This window comes from Pseudomonas sp. 65/3-MNA-CIBAN-0223 (assembly GCF_040310425.1).
Taxonomy (GTDB): Bacteria; Pseudomonadota; Gammaproteobacteria; order Pseudomonadales; family Pseudomonadaceae; genus Aquipseudomonas; species Aquipseudomonas gregormendelii.
In genome coordinates this window covers 75946-99590 of sequence record NZ_JBEOPV010000001.1, presented here as the reverse complement: position 1 = coordinate 99590, position 23645 = coordinate 75946, and the positions used below count along the sequence as shown (strand labels likewise).

22 protein-coding genes are annotated in these 23645 nt (G+C 60.9%); 10 read left to right on the top strand and 12 right to left on the bottom strand.

Annotation, left to right across the window (positions count from 1 at the left end):
- Genes AAEZ09_RS00445 through AAEZ09_RS00425 form a run of 5 tightly spaced genes read right to left on the bottom strand, consistent with a single transcriptional unit; the run spans position 1 to position 3850 of the window.
- A complete protein-coding gene (locus AAEZ09_RS00445) occupies positions 1-831 on the bottom strand; it encodes a DUF2797 domain-containing protein (protein ID WP_350597488.1) in 831 nt (276 codons plus the stop codon).
- On the bottom strand, positions 828-1088 hold the full coding sequence (locus tag AAEZ09_RS00440; protein ID WP_045061593.1) for a YeaC family protein: 261 nt from the start codon (positions 1086-1088) through the stop codon (positions 828-830). The genes AAEZ09_RS00445 and AAEZ09_RS00440 overlap by 4 nt, the downstream gene beginning before the upstream one ends.
- A gap of 34 nt (positions 1089-1122) precedes the next feature.
- A complete protein-coding gene (locus AAEZ09_RS00435) occupies positions 1123-1992 on the bottom strand; it encodes a rhomboid family intramembrane serine protease (protein ID WP_350597486.1) in 870 nt (289 codons plus the stop codon).
- Positions 1989-2960: a metallophosphoesterase gene (locus AAEZ09_RS00430; protein ID WP_045061595.1), complete on the bottom strand. Its 972-nt coding sequence runs from the start codon at positions 2958-2960 to the stop codon at positions 1989-1991. Before AAEZ09_RS00430 ends, AAEZ09_RS00435 begins: the two co-directional genes overlap by 4 nt.
- Entirely contained in the window at positions 2960-3850 is an 891-nt protein-coding gene (locus AAEZ09_RS00425) for an NAD(+) kinase (protein WP_010459816.1), read from the bottom strand. The genes AAEZ09_RS00430 and AAEZ09_RS00425 overlap by 1 nt, the downstream gene beginning before the upstream one ends.
- A 112-nt stretch (positions 3851-3962) precedes the next feature.
- Here AAEZ09_RS00425 and AAEZ09_RS00420 point away from each other — a divergent pair, with 112 nt between their 5' ends.
- The gene (locus tag AAEZ09_RS00420) at positions 3963-4913 is read left to right on the top strand and encodes a DUF1853 family protein (protein ID WP_350597482.1); all 951 of its coding nucleotides are present in this window, start codon (positions 3963-3965) and stop codon (positions 4911-4913) included.
- A 54-nt stretch (positions 4914-4967) separates the two neighbouring features.
- On the opposite strand, the gene AAEZ09_RS00415 is transcribed toward AAEZ09_RS00420, so the two are convergent.
- Both AAEZ09_RS00415 and AAEZ09_RS00410 read right to left on the bottom strand, forming a co-directional pair.
- Entirely contained in the window at positions 4968-6251 is a 1284-nt protein-coding gene (locus tag AAEZ09_RS00415; protein WP_350597480.1) for an arsenic transporter, read from the bottom strand.
- Positions 6252-6326: 75 nt separating this feature from the next.
- Positions 6327-6887 (bottom strand): NADPH-dependent FMN reductase, encoded by a 561-nt coding sequence (locus AAEZ09_RS00410; RefSeq protein WP_045061598.1) that lies wholly within the window; start codon positions 6885-6887, stop codon positions 6327-6329.
- Between the two features lie 175 nt (positions 6888-7062).
- Between AAEZ09_RS00410 and AAEZ09_RS00405 the strand changes: the two genes are divergently transcribed.
- Positions 7063-7323: a hypothetical protein gene (locus AAEZ09_RS00405; RefSeq protein ID WP_045061599.1), complete on the top strand. Its 261-nt coding sequence runs from the start codon at positions 7063-7065 to the stop codon at positions 7321-7323.
- An 88-nt stretch (positions 7324-7411) separates the two neighbouring features.
- Positions 7412-8305: a LysR substrate-binding domain-containing protein gene (locus AAEZ09_RS00400; RefSeq protein WP_350597478.1), complete on the top strand. Its 894-nt coding sequence runs from the start codon at positions 7412-7414 to the stop codon at positions 8303-8305.
- On the opposite strand, the gene AAEZ09_RS00395 is transcribed toward AAEZ09_RS00400, so the two are convergent.
- From AAEZ09_RS00395 to AAEZ09_RS00375, 5 genes are all read right to left on the bottom strand, one after another.
- Positions 8271-8885 (bottom strand): GNAT family N-acetyltransferase, encoded by a 615-nt coding sequence (locus AAEZ09_RS00395; RefSeq protein WP_205892709.1) that lies wholly within the window; start codon positions 8883-8885, stop codon positions 8271-8273. The genes AAEZ09_RS00400 and AAEZ09_RS00395 overlap by 35 nt on opposite strands.
- Positions 8886-8899: 14 nt before the next feature.
- Positions 8900-11155, bottom strand: a complete 2256-nt coding sequence (locus AAEZ09_RS00390; protein ID WP_350597476.1) for an Orn/Lys/Arg family decarboxylase — start codon at positions 11153-11155, stop codon at positions 8900-8902.
- Between the two features lie 203 nt (positions 11156-11358).
- Entirely contained in the window at positions 11359-12117 is a 759-nt protein-coding gene (dnaQ, locus tag AAEZ09_RS00385; RefSeq protein WP_350597473.1) for a DNA polymerase III subunit epsilon, read from the bottom strand.
- A 244-nt stretch (positions 12118-12361) separates the two neighbouring features.
- Positions 12362-12814: a ribonuclease HI gene (gene rnhA / locus AAEZ09_RS00380; protein ID WP_008028618.1), complete on the bottom strand. Its 453-nt coding sequence runs from the start codon at positions 12812-12814 to the stop codon at positions 12362-12364.
- A 92-nt stretch (positions 12815-12906) separates the two neighbouring features.
- Positions 12907-13665, bottom strand: coding sequence for a class I SAM-dependent methyltransferase (locus AAEZ09_RS00375; protein WP_350597471.1), 759 nt, complete (start codon positions 13663-13665; stop codon positions 12907-12909).
- A 65-nt stretch (positions 13666-13730) separates the two neighbouring features.
- On the opposite strand from AAEZ09_RS00375, the gene gloB reads away from it, so the two are divergent.
- The 7 genes from gloB to AAEZ09_RS00340 all read left to right on the top strand — a co-directional run bounded on the left by gloB (position 13731) and on the right by AAEZ09_RS00340 (position 23644).
- On the top strand, positions 13731-14498 hold the full coding sequence (gene gloB, locus AAEZ09_RS00370; RefSeq protein WP_350597469.1) for a hydroxyacylglutathione hydrolase: 768 nt from the start codon (positions 13731-13733) through the stop codon (positions 14496-14498).
- A gap of 99 nt (positions 14499-14597) precedes the next feature.
- Positions 14598-16031 carry a transglycosylase SLT domain-containing protein gene (locus tag AAEZ09_RS00365; RefSeq protein ID WP_045061606.1) on the top strand — a complete coding sequence of 478 codons (1434 nt, stop codon included), beginning with the start codon at positions 14598-14600 and terminating at the stop codon, positions 16029-16031.
- A gap of 231 nt (positions 16032-16262) precedes the next feature.
- Complete coding sequence (locus AAEZ09_RS00360; protein WP_350597467.1) at positions 16263-18095, top strand: extracellular solute-binding protein; 1833 nt, start codon at positions 16263-16265, stop codon at positions 18093-18095.
- On the top strand, positions 18092-19933 hold the full coding sequence (locus AAEZ09_RS00355) for an extracellular solute-binding protein (protein WP_045061608.1): 1842 nt from the start codon (positions 18092-18094) through the stop codon (positions 19931-19933). Before AAEZ09_RS00360 ends, AAEZ09_RS00355 begins: the two co-directional genes overlap by 4 nt.
- A 4-nt stretch (positions 19934-19937) precedes the next feature.
- Positions 19938-21011: a microcin C ABC transporter permease YejB gene (locus AAEZ09_RS00350; protein ID WP_045061609.1), complete on the top strand. Its 1074-nt coding sequence runs from the start codon at positions 19938-19940 to the stop codon at positions 21009-21011.
- Between the two features lies 1 nt (position 21012).
- On the top strand, positions 21013-22032 hold the full coding sequence (locus AAEZ09_RS00345; RefSeq protein ID WP_045061610.1) for an ABC transporter permease: 1020 nt from the start codon (positions 21013-21015) through the stop codon (positions 22030-22032).
- A gap of 1 nt (position 22033) precedes the next feature.
- Positions 22034-23644 carry an ABC transporter ATP-binding protein gene (locus AAEZ09_RS00340; RefSeq protein WP_045061611.1) on the top strand — a complete coding sequence of 537 codons (1611 nt, stop codon included), beginning with the start codon at positions 22034-22036 and terminating at the stop codon, positions 23642-23644.
- The last annotated feature ends 1 nt before the right edge of the window (position 23645 follow it).

Below are 23645 nucleotides of genomic sequence, written 5' to 3'. Positions count from 1 at the left end.
TTACTGATGCACGGCGAGCTGATAAGCCGTGTATTTACGAATATTGATGACGCCGGTGTCGAAGATCAGGTATTGGCCCTTGATCCCCAGCAGCGTGCCTTCGGCAATCGGGTTCTTGTCCAGGTTGAAGCTGACGATCTTGGCCGGGTATTGCTCGACCGGATAGTGGATTTCAATGGGCTCCACGTCGGCAATGGTCTGGATCGCCTGCAGGCCGAATCGTTCCTGCAAACCTTGCAGCCCCTCGGCGCAGCTGTCGAACAACTGGTCACGGATTTGCGCCAGGTCCACGGACGCTGCCTCGCCCTTGAGTAAAGCACGCCAGTTGGTCTTGTCCGCGACCTGACTGCGGAACAGGTCCTCGACGAATCCCGATTGCTGGCGGGTCGACGCCCGCATGATCGGTAATGCCTGGCGCGCGCCCTGATCGATCCAGCGGGTCGGCAGCTGGGTGGCGCGGGTAATCCCCACTTTCACCCCTGACGAGTTGGACAGGTAGACGATGTGATCGGTCATGCAGAACGTCTGGCCCCACTCCGGATCACGGCAGGTGCCGGCGTCGAAGTGGCAACGTTCGGGGCTCATGATGCACAGGTCACACTGGGCCAGTTTGGTCATGCACGGGTAGCAGTAGCCCTGGCTGAAGCTGGTCTTGGTCTTGCGTCCGCAATGGGAGCAATGGATCGCCCCCAGGTACTCCAGGCGTACTGTGGTGCCGATCAACGGATTGACCGGCACCTCGGCATCCCCCAGACGAAACGCGTACTGCACATTCGGCCCGTCCAGGCGCGCCGACATCTTGCTGATTGCACCGCGGCCAATCTCGATCAATGGATGGCATCCGACTTGAACAGGATATTGGGCACTTCAATCGACTTGGAACTGCACTCCTGCGGGCCCATGTAGCCAGTGCGCTGCTCTTCAGGCAGGTTCTGGATTTCCCAGGCGATCATCGCCTGCAGCGACAATTCCCGTTGTTCGGCGGTGAGTTTGCCACCATCGGACCATTTGCCGATTTCCACCGCCAGTTTCAGGCTCTCGTAGATGTCGGGGGTGATGTTCTTGATCATTTCGTTAAAAGAGGACATTGGGTCTCCGCGCTCTTTATTCACAGCAAAAAATTCAGGCAGCCAGCTTACGGCGGTTGTACAAACCGCCCAACAGGCCTGTGAAGCATCCGATGAGTAACCCGCCGACGTGGGCGGCGTTGGCAATTTCGCCGAAGCCGATCATCGAGACCAGCCCGGACAGGCACAGCACCAGCCATACCAGCATCATTACCAGCACGCCGCGCGGCAGGCGATACGCCGGGTTGGGCGACAGCAACTGGAAGATCCAGCAGTGCCCGAGCAGGCCGTACAGCACCCCCGATAAGCCGCCGAACAGGGTCGGGCCGCTGAACAGGTACTGCGCGTAATTGGACACCAGGCTGAACAGCAGCGTCAGGCCGACCAGGTTGATGCTGCCCTGGCGCGACTCTATGCGCCGTCCCAGCTCCCAGTACCACATGCCGTTCATGGCCAGGTGCAGGATGCCGAAGTGGATCAGCATCGGTGTCACCAGGCGCCACCACTGCCCTGCCGCGAGGCTGTCCGCCAGCGGCACGAAGTGGATGTACTCGCCGACGATGCGGAAATCAAGGAAGGTCAGCCAGCGCATCGTGTCGAGGTTTTCCCCCAGCAGCGTGACCGCGCCAACGATGATACTCAGCAGCAACACCAGCGCCGTGGCCTTGGCGTAGCGCAGTTGCTCGACAAAACCCGGCCGATGAAGGGGTTGTGCTTGCGGGATATCCAATTGCTGGTCGGGGTCGCCGGCAGGAAAACGCTCGTAGAGTGAGCGCACGTCCTCGCTGATGTTGGCCGGCACCCAGAGCACCTGCTCACCCGCCTCTTCGCTGACCCGGTGCGGCACCTGCATACGCTGCAGCAGCTTGACGAATCCGCTCAGGTCCACCGCCAACGGCAGGCGCAATACGGCCACCGTACTCATTGCAACACCTCCGGCCGCTCGACATCGACCCAGACGAACTTGTTCGGATCGAGGCGGGTTTCCTGGTCCAGGCGATAGGCGACCAGTTTGCCGTAAAGCACCGCGCTGTAATCCAGGCAGGCCAGGTTCGGGCGAATCGGTGCCGGTTTGCCGCTGCGCCAGTAATGCCCCACGAACAGCAACGGCTCGTGCGCACCATAGCGCAGCAGATTGGTTTTTTCGGAAGAGGACAGCGGCGTCCGGGCCACCGGATCAGGCAAGGCGTCAGGCTGGAACACAATGTCTCCGTAGGTTTGCGGGTCGTCTTCCCAGAACTTGGTGCGAAAGAACGAACGCGTCAGGCCATCGCCGCTGGTCATGGTCAAGCCATCGGGCAGGCGCATGTCAGTGCCGCGCAACAGCCGGTCGAACACGGTGCAGGCAAAACTGCCGGGCACGGCCGACGCCTGGAGGAAATGCTCATCGACGCAGCCGTTGGGGAAAAGCGCCCGCAGCGGCTCGATCAGGCCGGCATCCCAACAGGCATGCACCACCCTGAAACGCCCGGCATCGACGAACAGCGGCATTTCGTAAAACCATTGCAGGAAGTCGTGCCAGTCCGCCGGATGGTCCTCGAACTGGGTCAGGGTTTCATGCAGCAATCGTGCGTGGCGCGGTGTGTGCTCGCGCACGAACTGCTTGCCGCTGCCCGGCAGCGCCGGCGTGCTCCAGCCCAGGGCGTTGAACTCGTGATTACCCATGATGCACAGCGCCTGGCCAGCTTCGACCATGTCATGGACGATGTGCAGGGCCTCGCGAATGCGCGGGCCGCGGTCGATGATATCGCCCACGAACACCGCCATGCGCGACGTGTGCCGCCAGACGCCACCGTGCTTTTGATAACCGAGCCGGTCGAGCAAGTGCTCAAGGGTCAGAGCGCAACCGTGCACGTCACCGATCAGGTCGTAGCTACGCGCGGGATCAAGCATCAGTCGCCTCCACCACCCAGCCGGCTGCCCCAGCCGAGCTTTGTCCGGCAGACTTCATAATAGTTATGGTCCAGCGGGTGGATCAGCCGCAGTTTCTGGGCCTTCTTGCTGATGGTGATGGTGTCACCCGGCGCGCAGGTGAAATGGTTCTGCCCATCACAGGAGACTTGCGGATAGATCTGCATATCCTTGGACACGACGATTTTCAGCTCACTGTTGCCATCGACCACAATTGGCCGTCCCGACAAGGTATGGGGGTACATCGGCACAATCACAATAGCGTCGAGCTTGGGATGCATGATCGGGCCGCCCGCTGACAGCGCATACGCCGTAGACCCGGTCGGCGTGGCGACAATCAGGCCGTCGGCTTTCTGGCTGCAGACGAACTGGCCGTCGATGTACAGCTCGAACTCGATCATTCGCGTGGACTTGCCCGGGTGCAGCACCACGTCATTCAGTGCATCGCCCTGACCGATGGCCTCGGCGTGCCGGCGGACCTCGGCCTGGAGCAGGAAGCGGTTTTCCACCAGGTAGTGGCCGTCGAGCACTTCGGCGACTTTCACTTCCAGCTCATCGGGGCGGATGTCGGTCAGGAAGCCCAGGCTGCCACGGTTGATGCCCAACACCGGAATATTGTGTCGGGCCAGCGCCCGTGCAGCGCCGAGCAGGCTGCCGTCACCGCCGACCACAATCACCATGTCGCACACTTCGCCGAGCATCTTGCGCGATGAGGTCTGCAGGCCATGCCCTGGCAATACTTCGGCGATGGTGTCTTCCAGGATCACGTGCAGGTGACGATCGAGCAGGAAGCGTTTCAGTCGGCGAACGGTATCCAGCACCTGCGAACTGCCGAGGCGACCGATGATGCCGATATTACGAAATTGCTCCATGGGGCCCCTGGGGTCTGTGCCGGCGAAAAACACGATTATGGGCGAAACCCGGCCGCAGACAAAATCCTTTCAGCCACAAGGGGCTACTCGTGTTTCAGGCTATGCTCGCAAGATGATCCTATTTCCAGATTTGCTGCAGTTGCCCCACCAGCTACGCCATCCCGAGGTGCGCGACCTGGCGTGGGTCATTCTCGCGCCGCCGATGCTCAGCGAGACGCCATGGCCGCAGCGCCATCCGCTGGCCGGCAGCGACTGGGTACAGGCGCCGCAGCGCCTGGAACACTGGCTGCGCCAGCTCGATCGTGACAGTTATGACTTATTGCATTGGCTGGCCCAGGCCCGGACCCGGCGGCTGGGTTTGTATTACGAGCGCCTGTGGCAGTACGCCGTGCGCAATGCGCCCGGTATCGAGCTGATCGCAGCGAATCTGCCGATCCGCCGCGAGGGTCACACCTTGGGTGAGCTGGACATGCTGTTGCGCGATCGCGACGGTGTGCACCATCTGGAACTGGCGATCAAGCTGTACCTCGGCCCGCAGCATGGCGATGGCCGGGATACCGGGCAATGGCTGGGGCCCGGCTGTCACGACCGGCTGGACCGCAAGCTGGCGCACCTGAGCCAGCACCAACTGCCCATTTCGGCGCGCCCGGAAAGCCGTGCCGTGTTGGCAGCCCTGGATATCCAGCAGTTCAGCGCGCACCTGTGGCTCGGCGGCTACTTGCTGTATCCCTGGCCGGGCACCGCCGAGCCACCCAGCGGCGCGCATCCCCACCATTTGCGTGGCAGCTGGCTGCATCAGAAAGACTGGGCGACATTCGTTACCCGGCGTCCCGGCGGACGCTGGCAGCCCCTGCCCCGCCATGCCTGGCTTGCGCCTGCGCACTACCCGGCAGAGCAGACCTGGAGCCAGGGGCAACTGGATGCCTGGTTGGGCGAGCTTGACCCGCAGGCACCGGCGCAGCTGCTGGTGCGGCTGGAGGAAAATGCCGAGGGGGATTGGCAGGAAGCCGAGCGGTTGTTTCTGGTGGCGGATCTTTGGCCGAATGTGCCGGGTGGTGGTTGAGTTTTTTGATGACCCCTGTGGGAGCGAGGCTTGCCCGCGATGGGGCCACCTCGGTCACAGGGTTAACCGCACCGCCAAAGCCGCCAGAGTCACCAGCAGCACCGGCACCGTCAGCACGATCCCCACCTTGAAGTAATACCCCCAACCGATCCGGATGCCCTTGCGCTCAAGTACATGCAGCCACAGCAAAGTGGCCAGGCTGCCGATGGGCGTGATCTTGGGCCCCAGGTCGCTGCCGATCACGTTGGCATAAATCATTGCCTCCTTCACGACACCGGTCGCCTGACTGGCATCGATCGACAACAGGCCGATCAACACCGTCGGCAGGTTGTTCATGATCGACGACAGCAGCGCCGTCAGCACACCGGTACCCATCGCTGCGCCCCAGACGCCATACCCGGCAAAGCCGTCCAGCCAACCGGCCAGATAACCCGTGAGCCCGGCGTTGCGCAGGCCATACACCACCAGGTACATGCCCAGGGAAAAGACCACGATATGCCAGGGAGCTTCCTTGAGGACCTTGCGGGTGGAGATCTTGTGGCCTTGCGCCGCAATCACCCAGAGCAGAGCCGCACAGACGGCAGAAATGGCACTGATCGGAATCCCCAGCGGCTCCAGGGCAAAACAGCCCACCAGCAAGATGACCAAGACCGCCCAGCCGGCATAAAAAGTCGCCTTGTCATGGATCGCGCCGGCCGGCTCTTCCAGCTGTTCGGGGTCGTAATCCTTGGGGATGTCACGGCGGAAATACCACAGCAGCACACCCAGGGTGGCCAAGACGCTGACCAGGTTGACCGGCACCATCACCGCCGCGTAGCGGTTAAAACCGATGTTAAAGAAGTCGGCGGAGACGATGTTGACCAGGTTCGACACCACCAGCGGCAGGCTGGCCGTGTCGGCGATAAAGCCGGCGCCCATCACGAACGCCAGCGTCGCGGCAGGCGAAAACCGCAGTGCCAGCAACATGGAAATCACGATAGGCGTGAGAATCAGTGCAGCCCCGTCATTGGCGAACAACGCCGAGACCAGCGCACCGAGCAATACCATGAAGGCAAACAGTTTGCGTCCGCTGCCGCGCCCCCACCGGGCGACATGCAGCGCCGCCCAGGCGAAGAACCCCGCCTCGTCCAGCAACAGGCTGATGATGATCAGCGCAATGAACGTCCCGGTGGCGTTCCAGATGATCTGCCACACCAGCGGGATATCGCTCCAGTGCACTGCGCCAAACACCAGTGCCAGCACGGCGCCCAGCACTGCACTCCAGCCGACACCCAGCCCTTTGGGTTGCCAGATCACCAGGGTAATGGTCAGCAGGAAAATCAGCGAGGCGGTGAGCATGCAGGAGCAGCCTTCAAAAATCGATGCAACATACAGGATCCCGAAGACCGCTCCTATCCCAATGAACGCTGTTTATCAGACCTTCTTGTGCTGCTCTACCCAGCGCCCGTAAGCGTCAATGAATTTCTGCAGAAACGGCTTCACCGACTCGGACAGCTTGCCCGCCTCATCAAACGCCGACCCCGCCCCACTCAGGTACGCTTCCGGTTGCTGCATGAGAGGCACGTCGAGAAACACCATGGACTGGCGCAAGTGATGATTGGCACCAAACCCGCCGATCGCCCCGGGAGACACGCTGATCACCGCACCAGGCTTGCCACTCCAGGCACTCTGCCCGTAGGGCCGCGAGCCCACGTCAATTGCGTTTTTCAGCGGGGCCGGTACAGAACGGTTGTATTCCGGAGTGACGAACAGCACCGCGTCGGATGAACTCACGTGTTGCCGGAAAGTACTGTAGGCTGCCGGCGGTGATTGACCATCAATGTCTTCGTTATAAAGCGCCAGGTCGCCGATTTCGACGATTTCCAGCTTGAGATTTGCCGGAGCCAGTTCAGCCAGGGCCAGTGCAACCTTGCGGTTGATCGATTCCTTTCTCAAGCTGCCGACCACAACGGCGACCTTATAGACATTGCTCATGGAAGATTCTCGACTGTTCAACGGAAAGAACCTGTAGTTATAGATGACGATTCACCCAGGACGCGACCGAAAATTCGCCCCTGCGACTATTTTTTTCTTGCAAGAAAACTTACTTCGCCCAAGCACGGTCTACACACCGCAAATTGAGTGATTTATCTCCAGAGGTTCTAAGCAGATGGCAGCAGTACTTGTCGGTCAGTTCCATGCAAGAGATGCGGAAGGCCGCGTCTATTCGGTGCATGAGTTCCAGGAATCCACCCCGTCGGCAGACGGCCTAACCGGCTCGGTGCCTGTCACCACCTACAAGCTGGCCATCGGCGACCGGGTCAAGAAGCTCGATGACAACCAGTTCCTGCTGATTCAATCGGATGTGACCATCGTTCGCGAGCCGGATACCTACGTCGGCAAGCTGCCGGAAACGAACGTCGCCTCATAACCTGCCGTTATGAGCAGAAGTCAGATGCGCGGACATGAGTTAGGATTCAAACACTGAATCCTTCATCTGCCGAACATGGACTTCACGCATGCGTTTACGTCATATCGAAGTCATCCAGGCGCTGTTGCAGACCGGTCACCTGGGCACCGCGGCCGAATGGTTGCAGTTGCCAGTGACCGAGGTGGAACGCACCCTGCGCGACGCTGAAGAACAGCTGGGTTTCATGCTGTTTTCCAGCGTCCGTGGCCGCCTGCAAGCCACGCGAGAAGCGCGGGAGTTGCAGGTTGAAATTGCCCACGTCTATGAAGCACTTGAGCCGGCCCAGCGCCTGGCCAGCAGCCTGAAGCAATACCAGGCGCCCCCGCTGCGAATCATCTGCACCCCGCCCCTGGCGCACAAACTATTGCCCCACGCCATTGCCGCCCTGCGCCGGCGTCTTCCCGATGCACCTTGCACTCTGCTGACCCAACCCACCCGCGGCATCGTCAAGCGTCTGCTCCTGCGCGAAGCCGACCTGGGCCTGAGCCTGCACGACCCGGACCATGCCGACATCGCTTGCCAGGCCATCGCCCAAGGCAAGATCCAGCTGCTGGCACCCCATGGCTGGCTGCAACCCAAACAGAAATACATTTCGCTGCAGGACCTGGCAGGCCAGTCGATGGTCGGCCTCGACGGTCATGATCCGCTGAGCCTGGCGCTGGAGCACAAACTGCATGCGCTACGCCCGGCCCCGGTCATCCACACCCGGGTGCAGACGCACCAGATGATGCGCAGCATGGTCGAAGCCGGGGAAGGCCTGGCGCTGGTAGATCCGTTCACCGCCCTGGGAGCCAGGACCGCCGAACTGGACACCTGCCCGCTGGCACCCGCGGTGCCGATCAGCCTGTATGCCCTGAGCCTGAAAAACGCCGAACCTTCACCGGCGGCCCAGGCCCTGCTGGAGATCATCACGGAACAAGCCGTGGCGATGTTGGCGAACTGAGCGGCATGACCAGCGGATCATCAAACAATCGATACCAGAACAACGCGACCTCGGCCGTATTGGGATCGATGCCGCGATAACGCAGGTAATCGATGCCGCCTACCACGTACCCGCAACGCTCGTAGAGTCGGCAGGCACCCAGGTTGTTGTTCTGGGTTTCGAGCATGATGCCTGGCAGTTTCTTTTTCCGCGTCCAGAACTGCGCGACATCCAGCAGGGCTTTGGCGACACCGTGGCGCCGCGCCGGCGCATGCACCGCCAGCTCGTCGATATGGGCAAAGCCGTTCCAGTTGGTGCTGACCACCAGATGGCCCACCGGCTCATCGTCCAGATAAGCCATGAACACCGCGCTATCAGCCGCATCGCGAAAACTGCTGAACTCTTCAGGGTCAATTCCGTAGCACTTTCGATACGGCGTGATGGGCGTCACGGGCCACTGCTCCACTGGCTTGCCGACTTCGGCGGCGACATAAGCCGAGACTTCAAAACTGAAATCGCTGCCCCAGATATAGGGGGCAAATCCATCGTCAGCGACTCGTACCGACAGCCCTGGGTATTTGGGATTCATAACCGGTTGCATGCTGGGAAAGGTCCTCATTCCTTGATGCAATCGACGGTGTAGTGCCGTCCATTGCCCTCATCTTCGTGTTGCAAGCCGTGCACATCGGCGACAAAGCCGGGAAAGCTGCTGTCGAATGTGCGGGCAAATGCCAGGTAATCGTTGATTGAACGGGTGGCGTCGGTAAAACGCTCGCCGGGCATGATCAACGGGATTCCTGGCGGATAGGGTACCAGCATCACGGCAGCGATCCGCCCATCCAGGGCATCGATCGACACCGCTTCAACGTTGCCGCGTACCAGGTGATCATAGGCGTCAGACGGTTTCATGGCGATCTGTGGCAGTACGGTATACATGCGCTTGAGGTGTTTGGCCGTGGCGTTGCTGCGGTAACAGGCGTGCAGTTGGTCACACAAGTCACGCAAGCCCATGCCCCGATAGCGATCGGCGTCCTCTTGCGCTATGCACGGCAGGCAACTCGCCAGGCTGACGTTGGCATCGTAGCTGCGCTTGAATTCCAGCAACTCAGTGAGCAACGTGCTCCATTTGCCCTTGGTAATGCCCATGGAAAACAGCACCAGGAACGAATACAGCCCGGTCTTTTCCACCACCAGGCCGCGCTCCCAGAGGAATTTGCTGACCACCGCCGCCGGAATCCCGCGCTCGCTCAAGGCACCTCCCGCCGTGAGGCCGGGCATCACCAGGGTGACCTTGATCGGGTCAAGCAGCACGTAATCGTCGGTCACACCACTAAAGCCGTGCCAGTCGGCGTCAGGCTGCAGCAACCAGTCTTCAGTGACCACCTGTTTGATGCCTTCCACCGAAGGCGGCTGCCAGATTGAAAACCACCAGTCATCGGCGGCGATGTGCTGGCGCAGGTTGGCCAGGGCGCGCCGAAAACTCAGGGCTTCATCGAACATTTCCTGCAGCAGCGACCGACCCGACGGCCCTTCCATCATCGCCGACGCCACATCCAGCGAAGCGATGATGCTGTACTGCGGCGAAGTGGAGATGTGCATCATAAAGGCTTCGTTGAAGCGGTCTCGGTCCAGTTGGCGGGCCCCACCGTCCTGCACGTGAATCATCGAAGCCTGGCTGAACGCCGCCAGCAGCTTGTGCGTGGAATGGGTGGTGAAGACCAGCGGGCTGTCCGCGCTACGCGAGGTCCCCATGCCGTAGCGCCCGGCGAAGAACTCATGGAAGGCCGCATAGGCGTACCAGGCCTCGTCGAAATGCAGCACCTCGACGCTGTTGCCCAGGCTCTGCTTGATCAGTTCGGCGTTGTAGCAAAGGCCGTCATAGGTCGAATTGGTCACCACCGCCAGCTTGACCTTGGGCGCCCGCCCTTTGGTCAACGGACTGGCATCGATCTTGGCCTGGATTGTCTCGCGGCTGAATTCGCTCAAGGGAATCGGGCCGATAATCCCCAGTTCATTGCGTTCCGGGCACAGGTACAGCGGAATCGCCCCGGTCATGATGATCGAATGCAGTACCGACTTGTGGCAGTTGCGGTCCACCAGCACCAGGTCATCCCGGGCGACCATTGAATGCCAGACGATCTTGTTGGCGGTGGACGTGCCGTTGATGACGAAGAAGGTGTGATCGGCACCAAAGTTACGCGCCGCGCGCGCCTCGGCTTCGGCCAGGGGGCCGGTGTGGTCCAGCAGGGAACCCAACTCGGGCACCGACACCGACAGGTCCGAGCGCAGGGTATTTTCCCCGAAGAACTGATGGAACGCCTGCCCTACCGGGCTCTTGTGATAGGCCACGCCACCACCATGCCCGGGGGTGTGCCACGAATAATTGGAGTCGGCGGTATGCTGCACCAGCGCCTTGAAGAACGGCGGCAACAGCCCGTCGAGGTATTTGCGTGCCGCGCGGGCGACCTGGCGGGCCAGAAATGGCACGGTGTCTTCGAACAGATACAGGATGCCGCGAAGCTGGTTGAGCTCGGCCATGGCATCCGCCGGAGCGTTTTCCAGGGTCACCTGTTCGCCGAGGGCAAAGATGGGCAGATCCGGCGCGCGAACCCGGGCCAGTCCGATCAGCTCGGCCATATTCTGTAACAAATGTGAATTGGCGCTGGCGTCTTCACTGGCGATCAACATGCAGGAAAGACCGTGATGGGTCGAAGCAACCAGGCGGCCCTCGGCGTAGTCCATCGCCGAGACAATGCTGAAGCCTTCCTGCTCCAGCTCCCGGGCGATGCCGCGCACCCGATCACCGGCTACGGTGTCGGCCTTGATGTCGCGATGGACGATCAATACCGGGAATTTCAAGTCTTTATACATTGGGCTCAGGATCCTGAGGCGGCAGCTCTAAGTCTGCCAATCTCCTCAGGGTAGAGGGTTGGAGCGAATGTGGCGAGTGGGGATGCCCTGAAATGGGTCATCGCCTCCTCGCCCTCCGTAGGAGCTGTCGAGTGAAACGAGGCTGCGATCTTTCAAACCGTAGGAGCTGTCGAGTGAAACGAGGCTGCGATCTTTACCAGGACCTACGCCGAAGCCTCAGCCTCAACCAGCTGCTGCCACAACGCCGGAGCCCCCGCCGCCTTGGCGATCGCTTCCAACCGCGCCACATGCTGGGCCAGGTCATCCTCACTGGCGCGGATGATCCGCGTCGGCTGGCGATCTGCCGGCAGGCGGCGTATTTCGGTCGCCGAATTATCCGCCCCTTCGCCCGAGCCATTGCCATCGGAGGCGTTACCGGCCAGCGACAGGCTGGTCTGGCCACCGGTCATGGTCAGGTAGACGTCCGCCAGGATCTCGGAGTCGAGCAAGGCGCCGTGCAGCTCGCGGCCCGAGTTGTCGACGCCGTAGCGCTTGCACAGGGCATCCAGGCTGTTGCGCTGCCCCGGGTGACGTTCCCGGGCCATCATCAGGGTGTCGAGGATCGAGCAGTGTTGCGTGATGTCGGCGCGATCGTGCTGGCCAATCAGGGCGAATTCGTTGTTGATGAAGCCAACGTCGAATGCCGCGTTGTGGATGATCAGCTGTGCACCCTTGATGAATTCGAAGAACTCATCGGCCACTTCGTTGAAGCGCGGCTTGCCCACCAGGAATTCGTTGGTGATGCCGTGCACGCCAATCGCGCCTTCGTCACTCTCGCGATCAGGTTGCAGATAGACATGGAAGTGCCGGCCGGTCAGGCGCCGACCGAGCAACTCGACACAGCCGATTTCGATAATCCGGTGGCCATCGGTCACCGGCATGCCGGTGGTTTCGGTATCGAGTACAACGGATCTGGTGGCCATCAGTGCTCAGCTCTCAACGGGTCGATCTTGAAAAAGCGCGAATGTTAACACGCTGGCGGAGGCCTTAGAGAACAGGGTCACCGTGTAGGAGCTGCCGCAGGCTGCGATCTTTTGATCTGCGCTCTAAAAACAAGATCAAAAGATCGCAGCCTGCGGCAGCTCCTGCGGGGATTTTGATCTGCGCTCTGAAAACAAGATCAAGAGATCGCAGCCTGCGGCAGCTCCTACGGGGGTGTGCAGCGTTTCAGGCTTGTTTGTAGCCGCGCACTTCATCGACGCCGCGGTTAGCCAACTGGTCCGCCCGTTCGTTGCCATGATGGCCAATGTGCCCGCGCACCCATTTCCAGGTGACATTGTGGCGATTGACCTGCTCGTCCAGCAGCTTCCACAGATCAGCGTTTTTTACCGGCTCTTTCGCCGCCGTCTTCCAGCCGCGCTTTTTCCAGTTGTCCATCCACTCATTGATGCCTTTCATCACATACTGCGAGTCGGTCACCAGCAGCACGTCGCAGGAGCGCTTCAGTTCTTCCAGGCCACGGATCGCCCCCATCAACTCCATGCGATTGTTGGTGGTGTTGGCCTCGCCACCCCAGAGTTCTTTTTCAACGCCCTTGCACACCAGCAATGCGCCCCAGCCGCCAGGGCCGGGATTGCCCTTGCAGGCGCCGTCGGTGAAGAGTTCTACGCTATCGCTCATGCCAACCTTTCCAGAAAAATGCCGTGGCTCGCCGATCCGTGATCAGCGATGCCCGAGGCCGGGGTCAACCCGGCCGGGAATAAAAGAGTGTCTTACGGTTCGATGCGGCGACGGTTGACCTTGGCCATCGGCAACGGAATCAGCTTGCCCATGGGCTCGCGGCGCTCCTGGCGCAGGGGGCGCAAACCGACCACGATCTTGCGTGCCACCAACAAATAGAAGCCGCCACCGGACAGCTGCCAGTCGCCAGCCTTGCGCTCCCAACCGGCCAACCGGGTCTGCCATGCCGGGGAAGCAAGCGGCGGACGATAGCACCCGAAGCGGCGTTTCTCCAGCGCGAAGCCCAGCAGGTTCAGCCAGTCCCCGACCCGCGAAGGCGATATGCAGCGGGCCTTGCGCAAGCCGTCATGGGCAAATAGGTGCCGCAACCCCCAGGTGCTCCAGGGGTTGATGCCGATAATCAGCAGGTGCCCTCCTGGCCGCACGCTGCTGGCGGCCTCACGCAGCAAGCCGTGTGGCGACAGGCAGAAATCCAGCCCATGCTGCAGCACCACGACGTCGGCGGCATGTTCACTCAAGGGCCAGGCCTGTTCCTCGCAGACGATCTCCACACCGGGCAGCGGCGCGCCCAGGCGCACATTGCGCTGCACCTGCGGCGCCGACGGAGGCGTTTGAGCCGATGGGCCGTAGTGCACCAGATAGCCACCAAAGAAGCGCGCCAACTCGTCTTCGAGCATGCGCCGCTCTTCATCCAGGAGAAATTGCCCAATCGGGCCGGACAGCCATTCACGGGCTGCGCTGATCAAATCCAGCCAGTCAGGATCCGCCTGAGCGAACGCTTTATCGGTCATTGCATTCTCCAACGCGCCAGGAAGTTCTAAGATGCGCCAATGTTTTCCGCTTGGCGAATCCGACGATGATACAGATCAGTGCCCTGCCTGCCTTTACCGACAACTACATCTGGTTGTTACAGGACCACAATACACAGCGCTGCGCCGTGGTCGATCCCGGTGACGCCGCGCCCGTGCAGGCCTGGCTTGCGGCCCATCCGGGCTGGGTGTTGAGCGATATCCTGATCACCCATCACCACCATGATCACGTCGGCGGCGTGGAACTGCTCAAGAGCGCGACGGACGCGACGGTCTACGGGCCGGCCAGCGAGCGCATCCCGGCCCGCGACGTGGCGCTCAAGGACAACGACCGGGTCAGCGTGCTGGGCTGGGAGTTCGATGTTCTTGCCGTTCCCGGCCACACCCTGGGGCACATTGCCTTCTATCATCATGGCCTGCTGTTCTGCGGCGACACCCTGTTCGCTGCCGGTTGCGGCCGCCTGTTCGAGGGCACTGCGGAGCAAATGTATACCTCCCTGAACCGGCTTGCAGCCCTTCCCGAGGATACGCTGGTGTATTGCACCCATGAATACACCCTGAGCAATCTGCGCTTCGCCGTCGCGGTCGAGCCCGGCAATCCGCACACGGTCGAACGCCTGGGCAAAGTCACACAAATGCGCGAGTCCGGGATCATGACCCTGCCTTCGACGCTGTCCCTGGAAAAGCTCACCAACCCCTTCCTGCGTGCCGGCGAAACATCTATTAAACAAAAAGTGGACGAACGGAGCGGCGCCGATAACAGTAGCCCGAGTGCGGTCTTTGCTGCCTTGCGTGCCTGGAAAGACAAGTTCTAGGGAGGCTACCGGGCGGTACAGGAATTCTCAATGGTTGACCTCGGGGGGTGTGCTTTCTAGAATCGCCCGACATTTTTGCCCGGAACTTACTTCCAGCCAATGTCGTCATCTATTCGTAAGTCCATCAATTCAGACGCATTGACCCGCCTGGCTCAAGCCATCGCGGTGGCTGTGTCCGCCACCCTGGCGGGCTGTTCAAGCCATGTGCCGCAAACCGAAGCGACACACACCCCCAACATCGCCGCTCGAGCCAAGCAGAAACCTGTCTGGCTCAGCGAAAAGCCTGTTCCGCAAATACCACAGGACGTCTGGGAGCGCATGCGCCAGGGCTTCCAGTTGCAGGACAGCGTCGGCCTGAACCCGCGCATCGAACAACAGCGCCTGTGGTTCGCCAACAACCCGTCTTATCTCGAAAACGCCGGCGAACGCGGCAGCCTGTACATTCACTACATCGTCGAACGCCTGGAAGAACGCAACATGCCGCTGGAACTGGCGCTGTTGCCAGTGATAGAAAGCTCCTACAACCCGATGGCCTATTCCCGGGCCCATGCGGTGGGACTTTGGCAATTCATTCCTTCCACCGGGCGTTACTTCAACCTGCGCCAGAACCAGTTCTACGATGGCCGTCGCGATATCACCGCCTCGACCACCGCGGCGATGGACTACCTGACGCGTCTGCATGACATGTTCAACGGCGACTGGCTACTGGCACTCGCGGCCTACAACGCCGGGGAAGGAACGGTCAGCCGGGCGATCGAGCGCAATGAAAAGCTGGGCCTGCCGACCGATTACTGGAACCTGCCGCTGCCGGCGGAAACCCAGGCGTATGTACCCAAGCTGCTCGCGCTGTCACAAGTGGTGCTGGCGCCGGAAGCCTACGGGGTGAACCTCAGCCCGATCGCCAACGAGCCGTACTTTAAGGTGGTCGAGATCAACCAGCGCATGGACCTGTCCAAGGTCGCTGCAGTGGCCAACATCGACGAAGACGAACTGTTCCAGCTCAACCCGGCATTCAAGCAGCGCACCACCACCCTCGATGGCCCCCAGCATTTGCTGGTGCCCACCTCGAAGGCGCAACTGCTGACCACCAGCCTGTCGACCATGCGCCCGGAAGAACTGATCAGCAAGCGACCGCTCAAGCCAGTGTTCGAGAGCGCCAACAGCCCGGCGATTGCCGGCGCCAAGCGCTCCTACCGGGTCAAGCGCGGCGACAACCTGGGCACCATTGCCAAGGCCAACAAAGTCGACGTGAAAGATCTCCAGCAGTGGAACAAGCTGACCGGCAAGAACCTCAAGGTTGGCCAGACCCTGGTGATGCAGGACAACACCAAGCGCAGCGGCGGACGCGTCAACACGGTAGTCGCCGCCAACAGCAAGAAACAGCAGACCAAATACAAGGTCAAGCAGGGCGACTCACTGTACATGGTCGCCAAGCGCTTTAACGTCGAGATGCAACACCTCAAACGCTGGAATCCACGCCTGGGCCAGGCGCTCAAGCCCGGCCAGATGCTGACGGTCTACTCGCCGCACTAAAAAACAGCCCCTGAACCAGGGGCTATTTTTCAAGGAAGCACACAATCCCCTGCAGGAGCGAGCTTGCTCGCGAAGAACCTGAGAACGCCGCGGGGTGACAGATTCCCAGCGTTATCGTGATCGACCATCGCGAGCAAGCTCGCTCCTACAAATACGCCATCTTTTTCCTGCCAAGACAAGCTGTTACTGTACGGTCCATAAAGCCCAAGCCGCCTGGATCGGATCTCTGACTTGAAGCGTCCCCTCCTCCTGTTCCTGATCAGCCTGGCCTTGAGCTCACCCGCAAGCGCGACGATCAGCGAAAGCCATGGTTATGCGCAGTTCGGCACCCTCAAGTACCCGGCCAGATTTACCCACTTCGACTGGGTCAACCCGCAAGCGCCCAAGGGCGGTACGTTGCGAGTGATGGCATTCGGCACCTTCGATACGCTCAATCCCTATACTTTCAAGGGATCGAGCCCGGTTTCCACGCCCAATTTCCTGCAATACGGCATCAACGAACTCAACGAGCCGCTGATGGTGGGCACCGGCCAATACGCGCCGTCCGGCGATGAGCCCACCTCCAGCTACGGGCTGATCGCGCAATCGGTGGAGTCCAGCGAAGACCGCAGCTGGGTCGTGTTCAACCTGCGCCCCGAGGCCAGGTTTCATGACGGCGCGCCGATCACCGCCTACGACGTCGCGTTTTCCTATCGCCTGCTGCTCAAGGAAGGGCATCCGCAATACCGCACCAACCTCCAGGAAGTGCTGCGGGTCGATATCCTCAACCCCCACCGTATCCGATTCGTCTTCAAGCGCGCCGGCAACCCGTTGTTGATCCTGCGCCTGGGCGAGTTGCCGGTGTTGCCCCAGCATTACTGGAAAGGCCGTGACTTCAAGGCCACTACGTTCGAACCGCCCCTGGGCAGCGGCCCCTACCGCATTACCTCAGTAACGCCCGGGCGGCAGTTGATTTTCGAGCGGGTCAAGGATTACTGGGGCAAGGACCTGGCGGTCAATCGCGGCAAGTACAACGTCGACCGGATGGAGGTCGAGTTCTACCGCGACAGCGACGTCGCCTTCGAAGCGTTCAAGGCCGGGGAGTTCGACATCTACATCGAGCACCAGGCGAAAAACTGGGAAAACGGCTACCGCTTCCCGGCGGTCAGGCGCGGTGAGGTGATCAAGGCGCTGATCCCGCACCAGATTCCGACCCAGAGCCAGGGCCTGTTCATGAACACCCGGCGCCCCGCCTTTGCCGATCCCAAGGTCCGCGAAGCGCTGGGGTTGATGTTCGACTTCGAGTGGACCAACCGCACGCTGTTCAGCGGCGCCTACAAACGCGCCATGAGCTACTACCCCAACAGCGAGTTTTCCGCCACCGGGCTGCCGGTCGGCCACGAATGGCTGATGCTCAAGCCCTATCGCGATCAGCTGCCGGCCAGGCTCTTTACCGAACCTTTCAGCCTGCCCCAGACCGATGGTCGCGGCATTCCCCGGCAGACACTGCGCAACGCCCTGGGCCTGCTCGCCGAAGCCGGCTGGAAGCTGAACGGCCAGCGCCTGCAAAATGCCGCCGGCCAGCCGCTGCGCCTGGAGATCCTGCTGGTCAACCCCAACCTGGAACGCATTCTCCAGCCGTACGTCGAGAACCTCGCGAGCATCGGCGTCGATGCCCGGCTGCGAACGGTCGATCGCGCCCAGTACAAGCAACGTCTCGACCAATTCGACTTCGACATGATCCTGATGACCCTCAACCAGACGCTCAGTCCCGGCCTGGAGCAATGGCAGTACTTCCACTCCAGCCAGGTGGCGGTCAAGGGCAGCAAGAATTACGCAGGTATCGCCAATCCCGTGATTGACCACCTGCTCGAACAGCTGCTCGCCGCCAAGACCCGTGACGAGCAGGTCGCCGCAGGCAAAGCCCTGGATCGCGTACTGCTGTGGCAGCACTACATCATTCCCAACTGGTACCTCAATTATCACCGCCTGGCCTACCGCAACCGGTTTGCCTTTGTTACCACGCCGCCCTACACCCTGGGCTTGAGCGCGTGGTGGCTGAAATCTTCGGAGAAGGATCGATGACACCTGTACGTGCCCTGCTGTTGCAGGTCAGCGGCCTGATGTTTGCCGGGCTGGCCTGCGCCGCTCCGCAACACGCGCTGACCCTGTACAACGAACCGCCCAAATACCCGGCCGACTTCAAGCATTTCGATTACGTGAACCCCGACGCGCCCAAGGGCGGGACCTTCCGCCAGGCAGGCTTCGGCGGCTTCGACAGCCTCAATCCGTTTATCAGCAAAGGCGTGCCCGCCGACGATGTCGGCATGATCTACGACACCCTGGCCAGACAAGGCCTGGACGAACCGTTCACCGTGTACGGCCTGGTCGCCGGCAAGATCGAGAAAGCCCCCGACAACAGCTGGGTGCGTTTCTATTTGCGCCCGCAAGCCCGGTTCCACGACGGTCACCCTATCCATGCCGAGGACGTGATCTTCAGTTTCGACATGCTCACCAAGGAAGGTGCCCCGCTCTATCGCGGCTATTACAGCGACGTGGCCGAAGTGATCGCCGAAGACCCGCTGACCGTGTTGTTCAAGTTCAAGCACAGCAACAACCGCGAGCTGCCGCTGATTCTTGGCCAACTGCCGGTACTGCCCAAACACTGGTGGACCGACCGCGACTTCAACAAGGGCAACCTGGAAATCCCTCTTGGCAGCGGGCCCTACCGGGTCAGCGAAGTAAAGGCCGGGCGTTCAGTGCGCTACGAACGGGTCAAGGACTACTGGGGCAAGGACCTGCCGGTCAACCGCGGCTTCTATAACTTCGACGTCATGACCACCGACTACTACCGCGACAACACCGTCGCCCTGGAAGCCCTGAAAGCCGGCCAGTTCGATTACTGGCTGGAGATGACCGCCAAAAACTGGGCCAACGCCTACAACATTCCAGCAGTCACCGAAGGCCGCCTGATCAAGGAGCAAATCCCCAACGGCAACCCGACCGGCATGCAGGGCTTTGTATTCAACCTGCGGCGCACGCTGTTCCAGGATGTGCGCGTGCGCCAAGCCTTGAGCCTGCTGCTGGACTTTGAGTGGACCAACAAGCAACTGTTCAACGGCGCCTATGTGCGTACCCGCAGTTACTTCGAAAACTCGGAAATGGCTGCCACGGGCCTGCCGGATGCCGACCAGCTGGCAATCCTCGACCCTTTTCGCGGAAAAATTCCCGAGCAGGTGTTCAGCGAGGCGTTCCAGAACCCGCGCACCGATGCCAGCGGCATGATTCGCGCCCAGCAGCGCCAGGCCTATCAACTGCTGCAGGAGGCCGGCTGGCGCATCGTCGACGACAAGATGGTCGATGCTACCGGCAAACCGGTGACCATCGAATTCCTGCTGGCCCAGACTGAATTCGAGCGGGTGCTGCTGCCGTTCAAGCGCAACCTCAGCGATCTGGGGATCGACCTGGTGATCCGCCGGGTCGACGTCTCCCAGTACATCAACCGGGTGCGCTCACGGGACTTCGACATGATCGTCGGCAGCTTCCCGCAGTCCAACTCGCCAGGCAATGAACAACGGGAGTTCTGGATGTCTGCCGCCGCCGACAAACCCGGCAGCCGTAACTCCATGGGCCTCAAGGACCCGGTGGTCGACCAGCTGGTCGAGCAACTGATCAACGCCGATTCGCGCAAAAGCCTGGTGGCCCATGCCCGGGCGCTGGACCGCGTGCTGCAATGGGGGTATTACGTGATCCCGAACTGGCACATCAAGACCTGGCGCGTGGCTTACTGGAACCATATCGGTCATCCGAAAATCTCACCGACCTACGATGTCGGCATCAACACCTGGTGGATCAAGCCGGATGCCAAACCGGCGATAGAGGTCGAAACCAAACTGCAAACCGACGCTACGGGCACGGAGTAATCAGATGCTGGCGTACATTTTTCGACGACTGCTGCTGATCATCCCGACCTTGCTGGGCATTCTGCTGATCAACTTCGTGATCATCCAGGCCGCCCCCGGTGGACCGGTAGAGCAGATGATCGCCAAGCTCGAAGGCTTCGAAGGCGCCACCAGCCGCATTGCCGGCGGCGGCGCCGAGGTGTCGGTGGCCGGCTCCGCCTATCGTGGCGCCCAGGGCCTGGACCCGGCGCTGGTCAAGGAAATCGAGCACATGTACGGCTTCGACAAATCGGCGCCGGAACGCTTGTGGATCATGATCAAGAACTACGCGAAGCTGGATTTCGGCGACAGTTTTTTCCGCGACGCCAAGGTCATCGACCTGATCAAGGAAAAGATGCCGGTCTCCATCTCCCTTGGGCTGTGGAGCACCCTGATCATGTACCTGGTGTCGATCCCGCTGGGGATCGCCAAGGCTACGCGGCACGGCAGCCATTTCGACGTCTGGACCAGTTCGCTGATCATCGTCGGTTATGCGATCCCGGCCTTCCTGTTCGCGATCCTGCTGATCGTGCTGTTTGCCGGCGGCAGTTACCTTGACTGGTTTCCGCTCAGAGGCCTGACTTCCAACAACTTTGATGAGCTCACTACTGGCGGCAAGATCCTCGATTATTTCTGGCACTTGGCCCTGCCGGTGACCGCGCTGGTGATCGGCAACTTCGCGACCATGACCCTGCTGACCAAGAACAGTTTCCTCGACGAAATCAACAAACAGTATGTGGTGACCGCCAAGGCCAAGGGCCTGACCAACCACCGCGTGCTCTACGGGCACGTGTTCCGTAACGCCATGCTGCTGGTGATTGCCGGCTTCCCGTCGGCTTTCATCGGGATTTTCTTCACCGGCTCGTTGCTGGTGGAAGTGATCTTTTCCCTCGACGGCCTTGGCCTGATGAGCTTCGAGGCGGCCATCAACCGCGATTATCCGGTGGTGTTCGGCACGTTGTTCATCTTCACCCTGCTGGGACTGGTGGTGAAGTTGATCGGCGACCTCACCTACACCTTTGTCGATCCGCGTATCGACTTCGAAAGCCGGGAGCATTGAGATGAACCTGTCCCCACTCAATCGTCGGCGATTCGAACTGTTCAAGGCCAACAAGCGCGGCTGGTGGTCGCTGTGGTTGTTTCTGGTGCTATTCGGCCTGAGCCTGGGCGCCGAATTGATCGCCAACGACAAACCGCTGGTGGTGCATTACGACGACGGCTGGTATTTCCCGGCGCTCAAGCGCTACCCGGAAACCACCTTCGGCGGCGAATTCCCGCTGGAAGCCAACTACAAGAGCCCGTATATCCGCGAACTGCTCAAGGCCAAGGATGCCTGGGTGCTGTGGGCGCCGATCCCCTACAGCTATCAAAGCATCAACTATGACCTGAAGGTCCCGGCACCGGCGCCACCTTCAGCGGACAACCTGCTGGGCACCGATGACCAGGGCCGCGACGTGCTGGCCCGGGTAATCTATGGCTTCCGCATTTCCGTGCTGTTCGCCCTGACCCTGACCATCCTCAGCTCGATCATCGGTGTGATTGCCGGGGCCTTGCAGGGTTTTTATGGCGGCTGGGTGGATCTGGCCGGGCAGCGCTTCCTGGAAATCTGGTCCGGGCTGCCGGTGCTGTACCTGCTGATCATCCTCGCCAGCTTCGTCCAGCCGAACTTCTGGTGGCTGCTGGGGATCATGCTGCTGTTCTCCTGGATGAGCCTGGTGGACGTGGTGCGCGCCGAGTTCCTGCGCGGGCGCAACCTCGAATACGTACGCGCGGCCCGGGCGCTGGGGATGCAGAATGGTGCGATCATGTTCCGCCATATCCTGCCCAATGCCATGGTCTCGACCATGACTTTCATGCCATTCATCCTGACCGGCGCCATCGGCACCCTGACCGCCCTCGACTTCCTGGGCTTCGGGCTGCCGCCTGGTGCGCCGTCCCTGGGTGAACTGGTGGCCCAGGGCAAATCCAACCTGCAGGCGCCCTGGCTTGGCATGAGCGCATTTGCGGTACTGGCGTTGATGTTGAGTTTGCTGGTGTTCATCGGCGAGTCCGCTCGCGATGCCTTCGACCCGAGGAAGTGAAATGAATCAGGACAATCTGATCGAAGTGCGCGACCTGGCGGTGGAGTTTGTCGTCGGCGAGCGCGTGCAAAGGGTGGTCGAGGGTGTCAGCTTCGACATCAAGCGCGGCGAGACCCTGGCCCTGGTGGGCGAAAGCGGCTCGGGCAAATCGGTCACCGCCCACTCGATCCTGCGGCTGCTGCCCTACCCGCTCGCCCGGCATCCCTCGGGGACCATCGAATACTCGGGCCAGGACCTGCTGAGCCTGAAAGAAAAGACCATCCGGCATATCCGTGGCAACCGGATCGCGATGATCTTCCAGGAGCCGATGACCTCGCTCAACCCTCTGCATTCCATCGAAAAGCAGATCAACGAAGTGCTGGGCATCCATAAAGGGCTGGTCGGCAAGATCGCCACCCAACGCACCCTGGAACTGTTGGAGATGGTCGGCATCCCCGAGCCGCACAAGCGCCTCAAGGCCCTACCCCATGAATTGTCCGGCGGCCAGCGCCAGCGGGTGATGATCGCCATGGCCCTGGCCAACGAGCCGGAACTGCTGATTGCCGACGAACCGACCACCGCGCTGGACGTCACGGTGCAGTTGAAAATCCTCGAATTGCTCAAGGAATTGCAGGCCCGCCTAGGCATGGCGCTGCTACTGATCAGTCACGATTTGAACCTGGTGCGAAGAATTGCGCACCGAGTATGTGTCATGCAGCGCGGTTGCATCGTCGAACAGGCATCGTGCGAAGAATTGTTCCGCGCGCCGCAGCATCCGTACACGCGGGAACTGCTGGCAGCGGAGCCCAGCGGGATGCCGGCCACCAATGCCATCGGGCCGCCGCTGCTGCAGGTAAAGGATCTGAAAGTGTGGTTTCCGATCAAGAAAGGCTTGCTGAAAAAGACCGTCGACCACATCAAGGCGGTCGACGGCATCAACTTCAGCCTGCCCCAAGGCCAGACACTGGGCATTGTGGGAGAAAGCGGTTCCGGTAAATCGACCCTCGGCCTGGCGATTTTGCGGCTGATCGGCAGCAAAGGCGGCATCCGTTTTGAAGGCAACCAGCTAGACTGCCTGACGCAGCAACAGGTCAGGCCGCTGCGGCGGGAGATGCAGGTGGTGTTCCAGGACCCCTTTGGCAGCCTCAGCCCACGAATGTGCGTGAGCCAGATCGTCGGCGAAGGCCTGCGGATCCACAAGATGGGTAGCGAGGCGGAACAGGAACAAGCGATTATTGCGGCATTGAAGGAGGTAGGCCTGGATCCGGACACCCGGCACCGCTACCCCCACGAATTTTCCGGTGGGCAACGGCAGAGAATTGCCATTGCCCGGGCATTGGTGCTCAAACCGGCGTTGATCCTGCTGGACGAGCCGACTTCGGCCCTCGACCGCACCGTGCAACGCCAGGTGGTGGAGCTTTTGCGTTCACTGCAAACCAAGTACAACCTGACGTATCTGTTTATCAGCCATGACCTGGCTGTCGTCAAGGCGCTGAGCCACCAGCTGATGGTGGTCAAGCAGGGCCAAGTGGTCGAACAGGGAGACGCGCAAAGTATCTTTGCCGCCCCCCAACATCCGTATACACAGCAGTTGCTGGAAGCCGCTTTCCTGGCTCCAGCCACTGCGCAATAAC

Coding starts and splice junctions, on each gene's coding strand:
- AAEZ09_RS00440 (WP_045061593.1), bottom strand. CDS start 1,088: ATGTCCTCTTTTAACGAAATGATCAAGAACATCACCCCCGACATCTAC.
- AAEZ09_RS00435 (WP_350597486.1), bottom strand. CDS start 1,992: ATGAGTACGGTGGCCGTATTGCGCCTGCCGTTGGCGGTGGACCTGAGC.
- AAEZ09_RS00430 (WP_045061595.1), bottom strand. CDS start 2,960: ATGCTTGATCCCGCGCGTAGCTACGACCTGATCGGTGACGTGCACGGT.
- AAEZ09_RS00425 (WP_010459816.1), bottom strand. CDS start 3,850: ATGGAGCAATTTCGTAATATCGGCATCATCGGTCGCCTCGGCAGTTCG.
- AAEZ09_RS00420 (WP_350597482.1), top strand. CDS start 3,963: ATGATCCTATTTCCAGATTTGCTGCAGTTGCCCCACCAGCTACGCCAT.
- AAEZ09_RS00415 (WP_350597480.1), bottom strand. CDS start 6,251: ATGCTCACCGCCTCGCTGATTTTCCTGCTGACCATTACCCTGGTGATC.
- AAEZ09_RS00410 (WP_045061598.1), bottom strand. CDS start 6,887: ATGAGCAATGTCTATAAGGTCGCCGTTGTGGTCGGCAGCTTGAGAAAG.
- AAEZ09_RS00405 (WP_045061599.1), top strand. CDS start 7,063: ATGGCAGCAGTACTTGTCGGTCAGTTCCATGCAAGAGATGCGGAAGGC.
- AAEZ09_RS00400 (WP_350597478.1), top strand. CDS start 7,412: ATGCGTTTACGTCATATCGAAGTCATCCAGGCGCTGTTGCAGACCGGT.
- AAEZ09_RS00395 (WP_205892709.1), bottom strand. CDS start 8,885: ATGCAACCGGTTATGAATCCCAAATACCCAGGGCTGTCGGTACGAGTC.
- AAEZ09_RS00390 (WP_350597476.1), bottom strand. CDS start 11,155: ATGTATAAAGACTTGAAATTCCCGGTATTGATCGTCCATCGCGACATC.
- dnaQ (WP_350597473.1), bottom strand. CDS start 12,117: ATGGCCACCAGATCCGTTGTACTCGATACCGAAACCACCGGCATGCCG.
- rnhA (WP_008028618.1), bottom strand. CDS start 12,814: ATGAGCGATAGCGTAGAACTCTTCACCGACGGCGCCTGCAAGGGCAAT.
- AAEZ09_RS00375 (WP_350597471.1), bottom strand. CDS start 13,665: ATGACCGATAAAGCGTTCGCTCAGGCGGATCCTGACTGGCTGGATTTG.
- gloB (WP_350597469.1), top strand. CDS start 13,731: ATGATACAGATCAGTGCCCTGCCTGCCTTTACCGACAACTACATCTGG.
- AAEZ09_RS00365 (WP_045061606.1), top strand. CDS start 14,598: ATGTCGTCATCTATTCGTAAGTCCATCAATTCAGACGCATTGACCCGC.
- AAEZ09_RS00355 (WP_045061608.1), top strand. CDS start 18,092: ATGACACCTGTACGTGCCCTGCTGTTGCAGGTCAGCGGCCTGATGTTT.
- AAEZ09_RS00350 (WP_045061609.1), top strand. CDS start 19,938: ATGCTGGCGTACATTTTTCGACGACTGCTGCTGATCATCCCGACCTTG.
- AAEZ09_RS00345 (WP_045061610.1), top strand. CDS start 21,013: ATGAACCTGTCCCCACTCAATCGTCGGCGATTCGAACTGTTCAAGGCC.
- AAEZ09_RS00340 (WP_045061611.1), top strand. CDS start 22,034: ATGAATCAGGACAATCTGATCGAAGTGCGCGACCTGGCGGTGGAGTTT.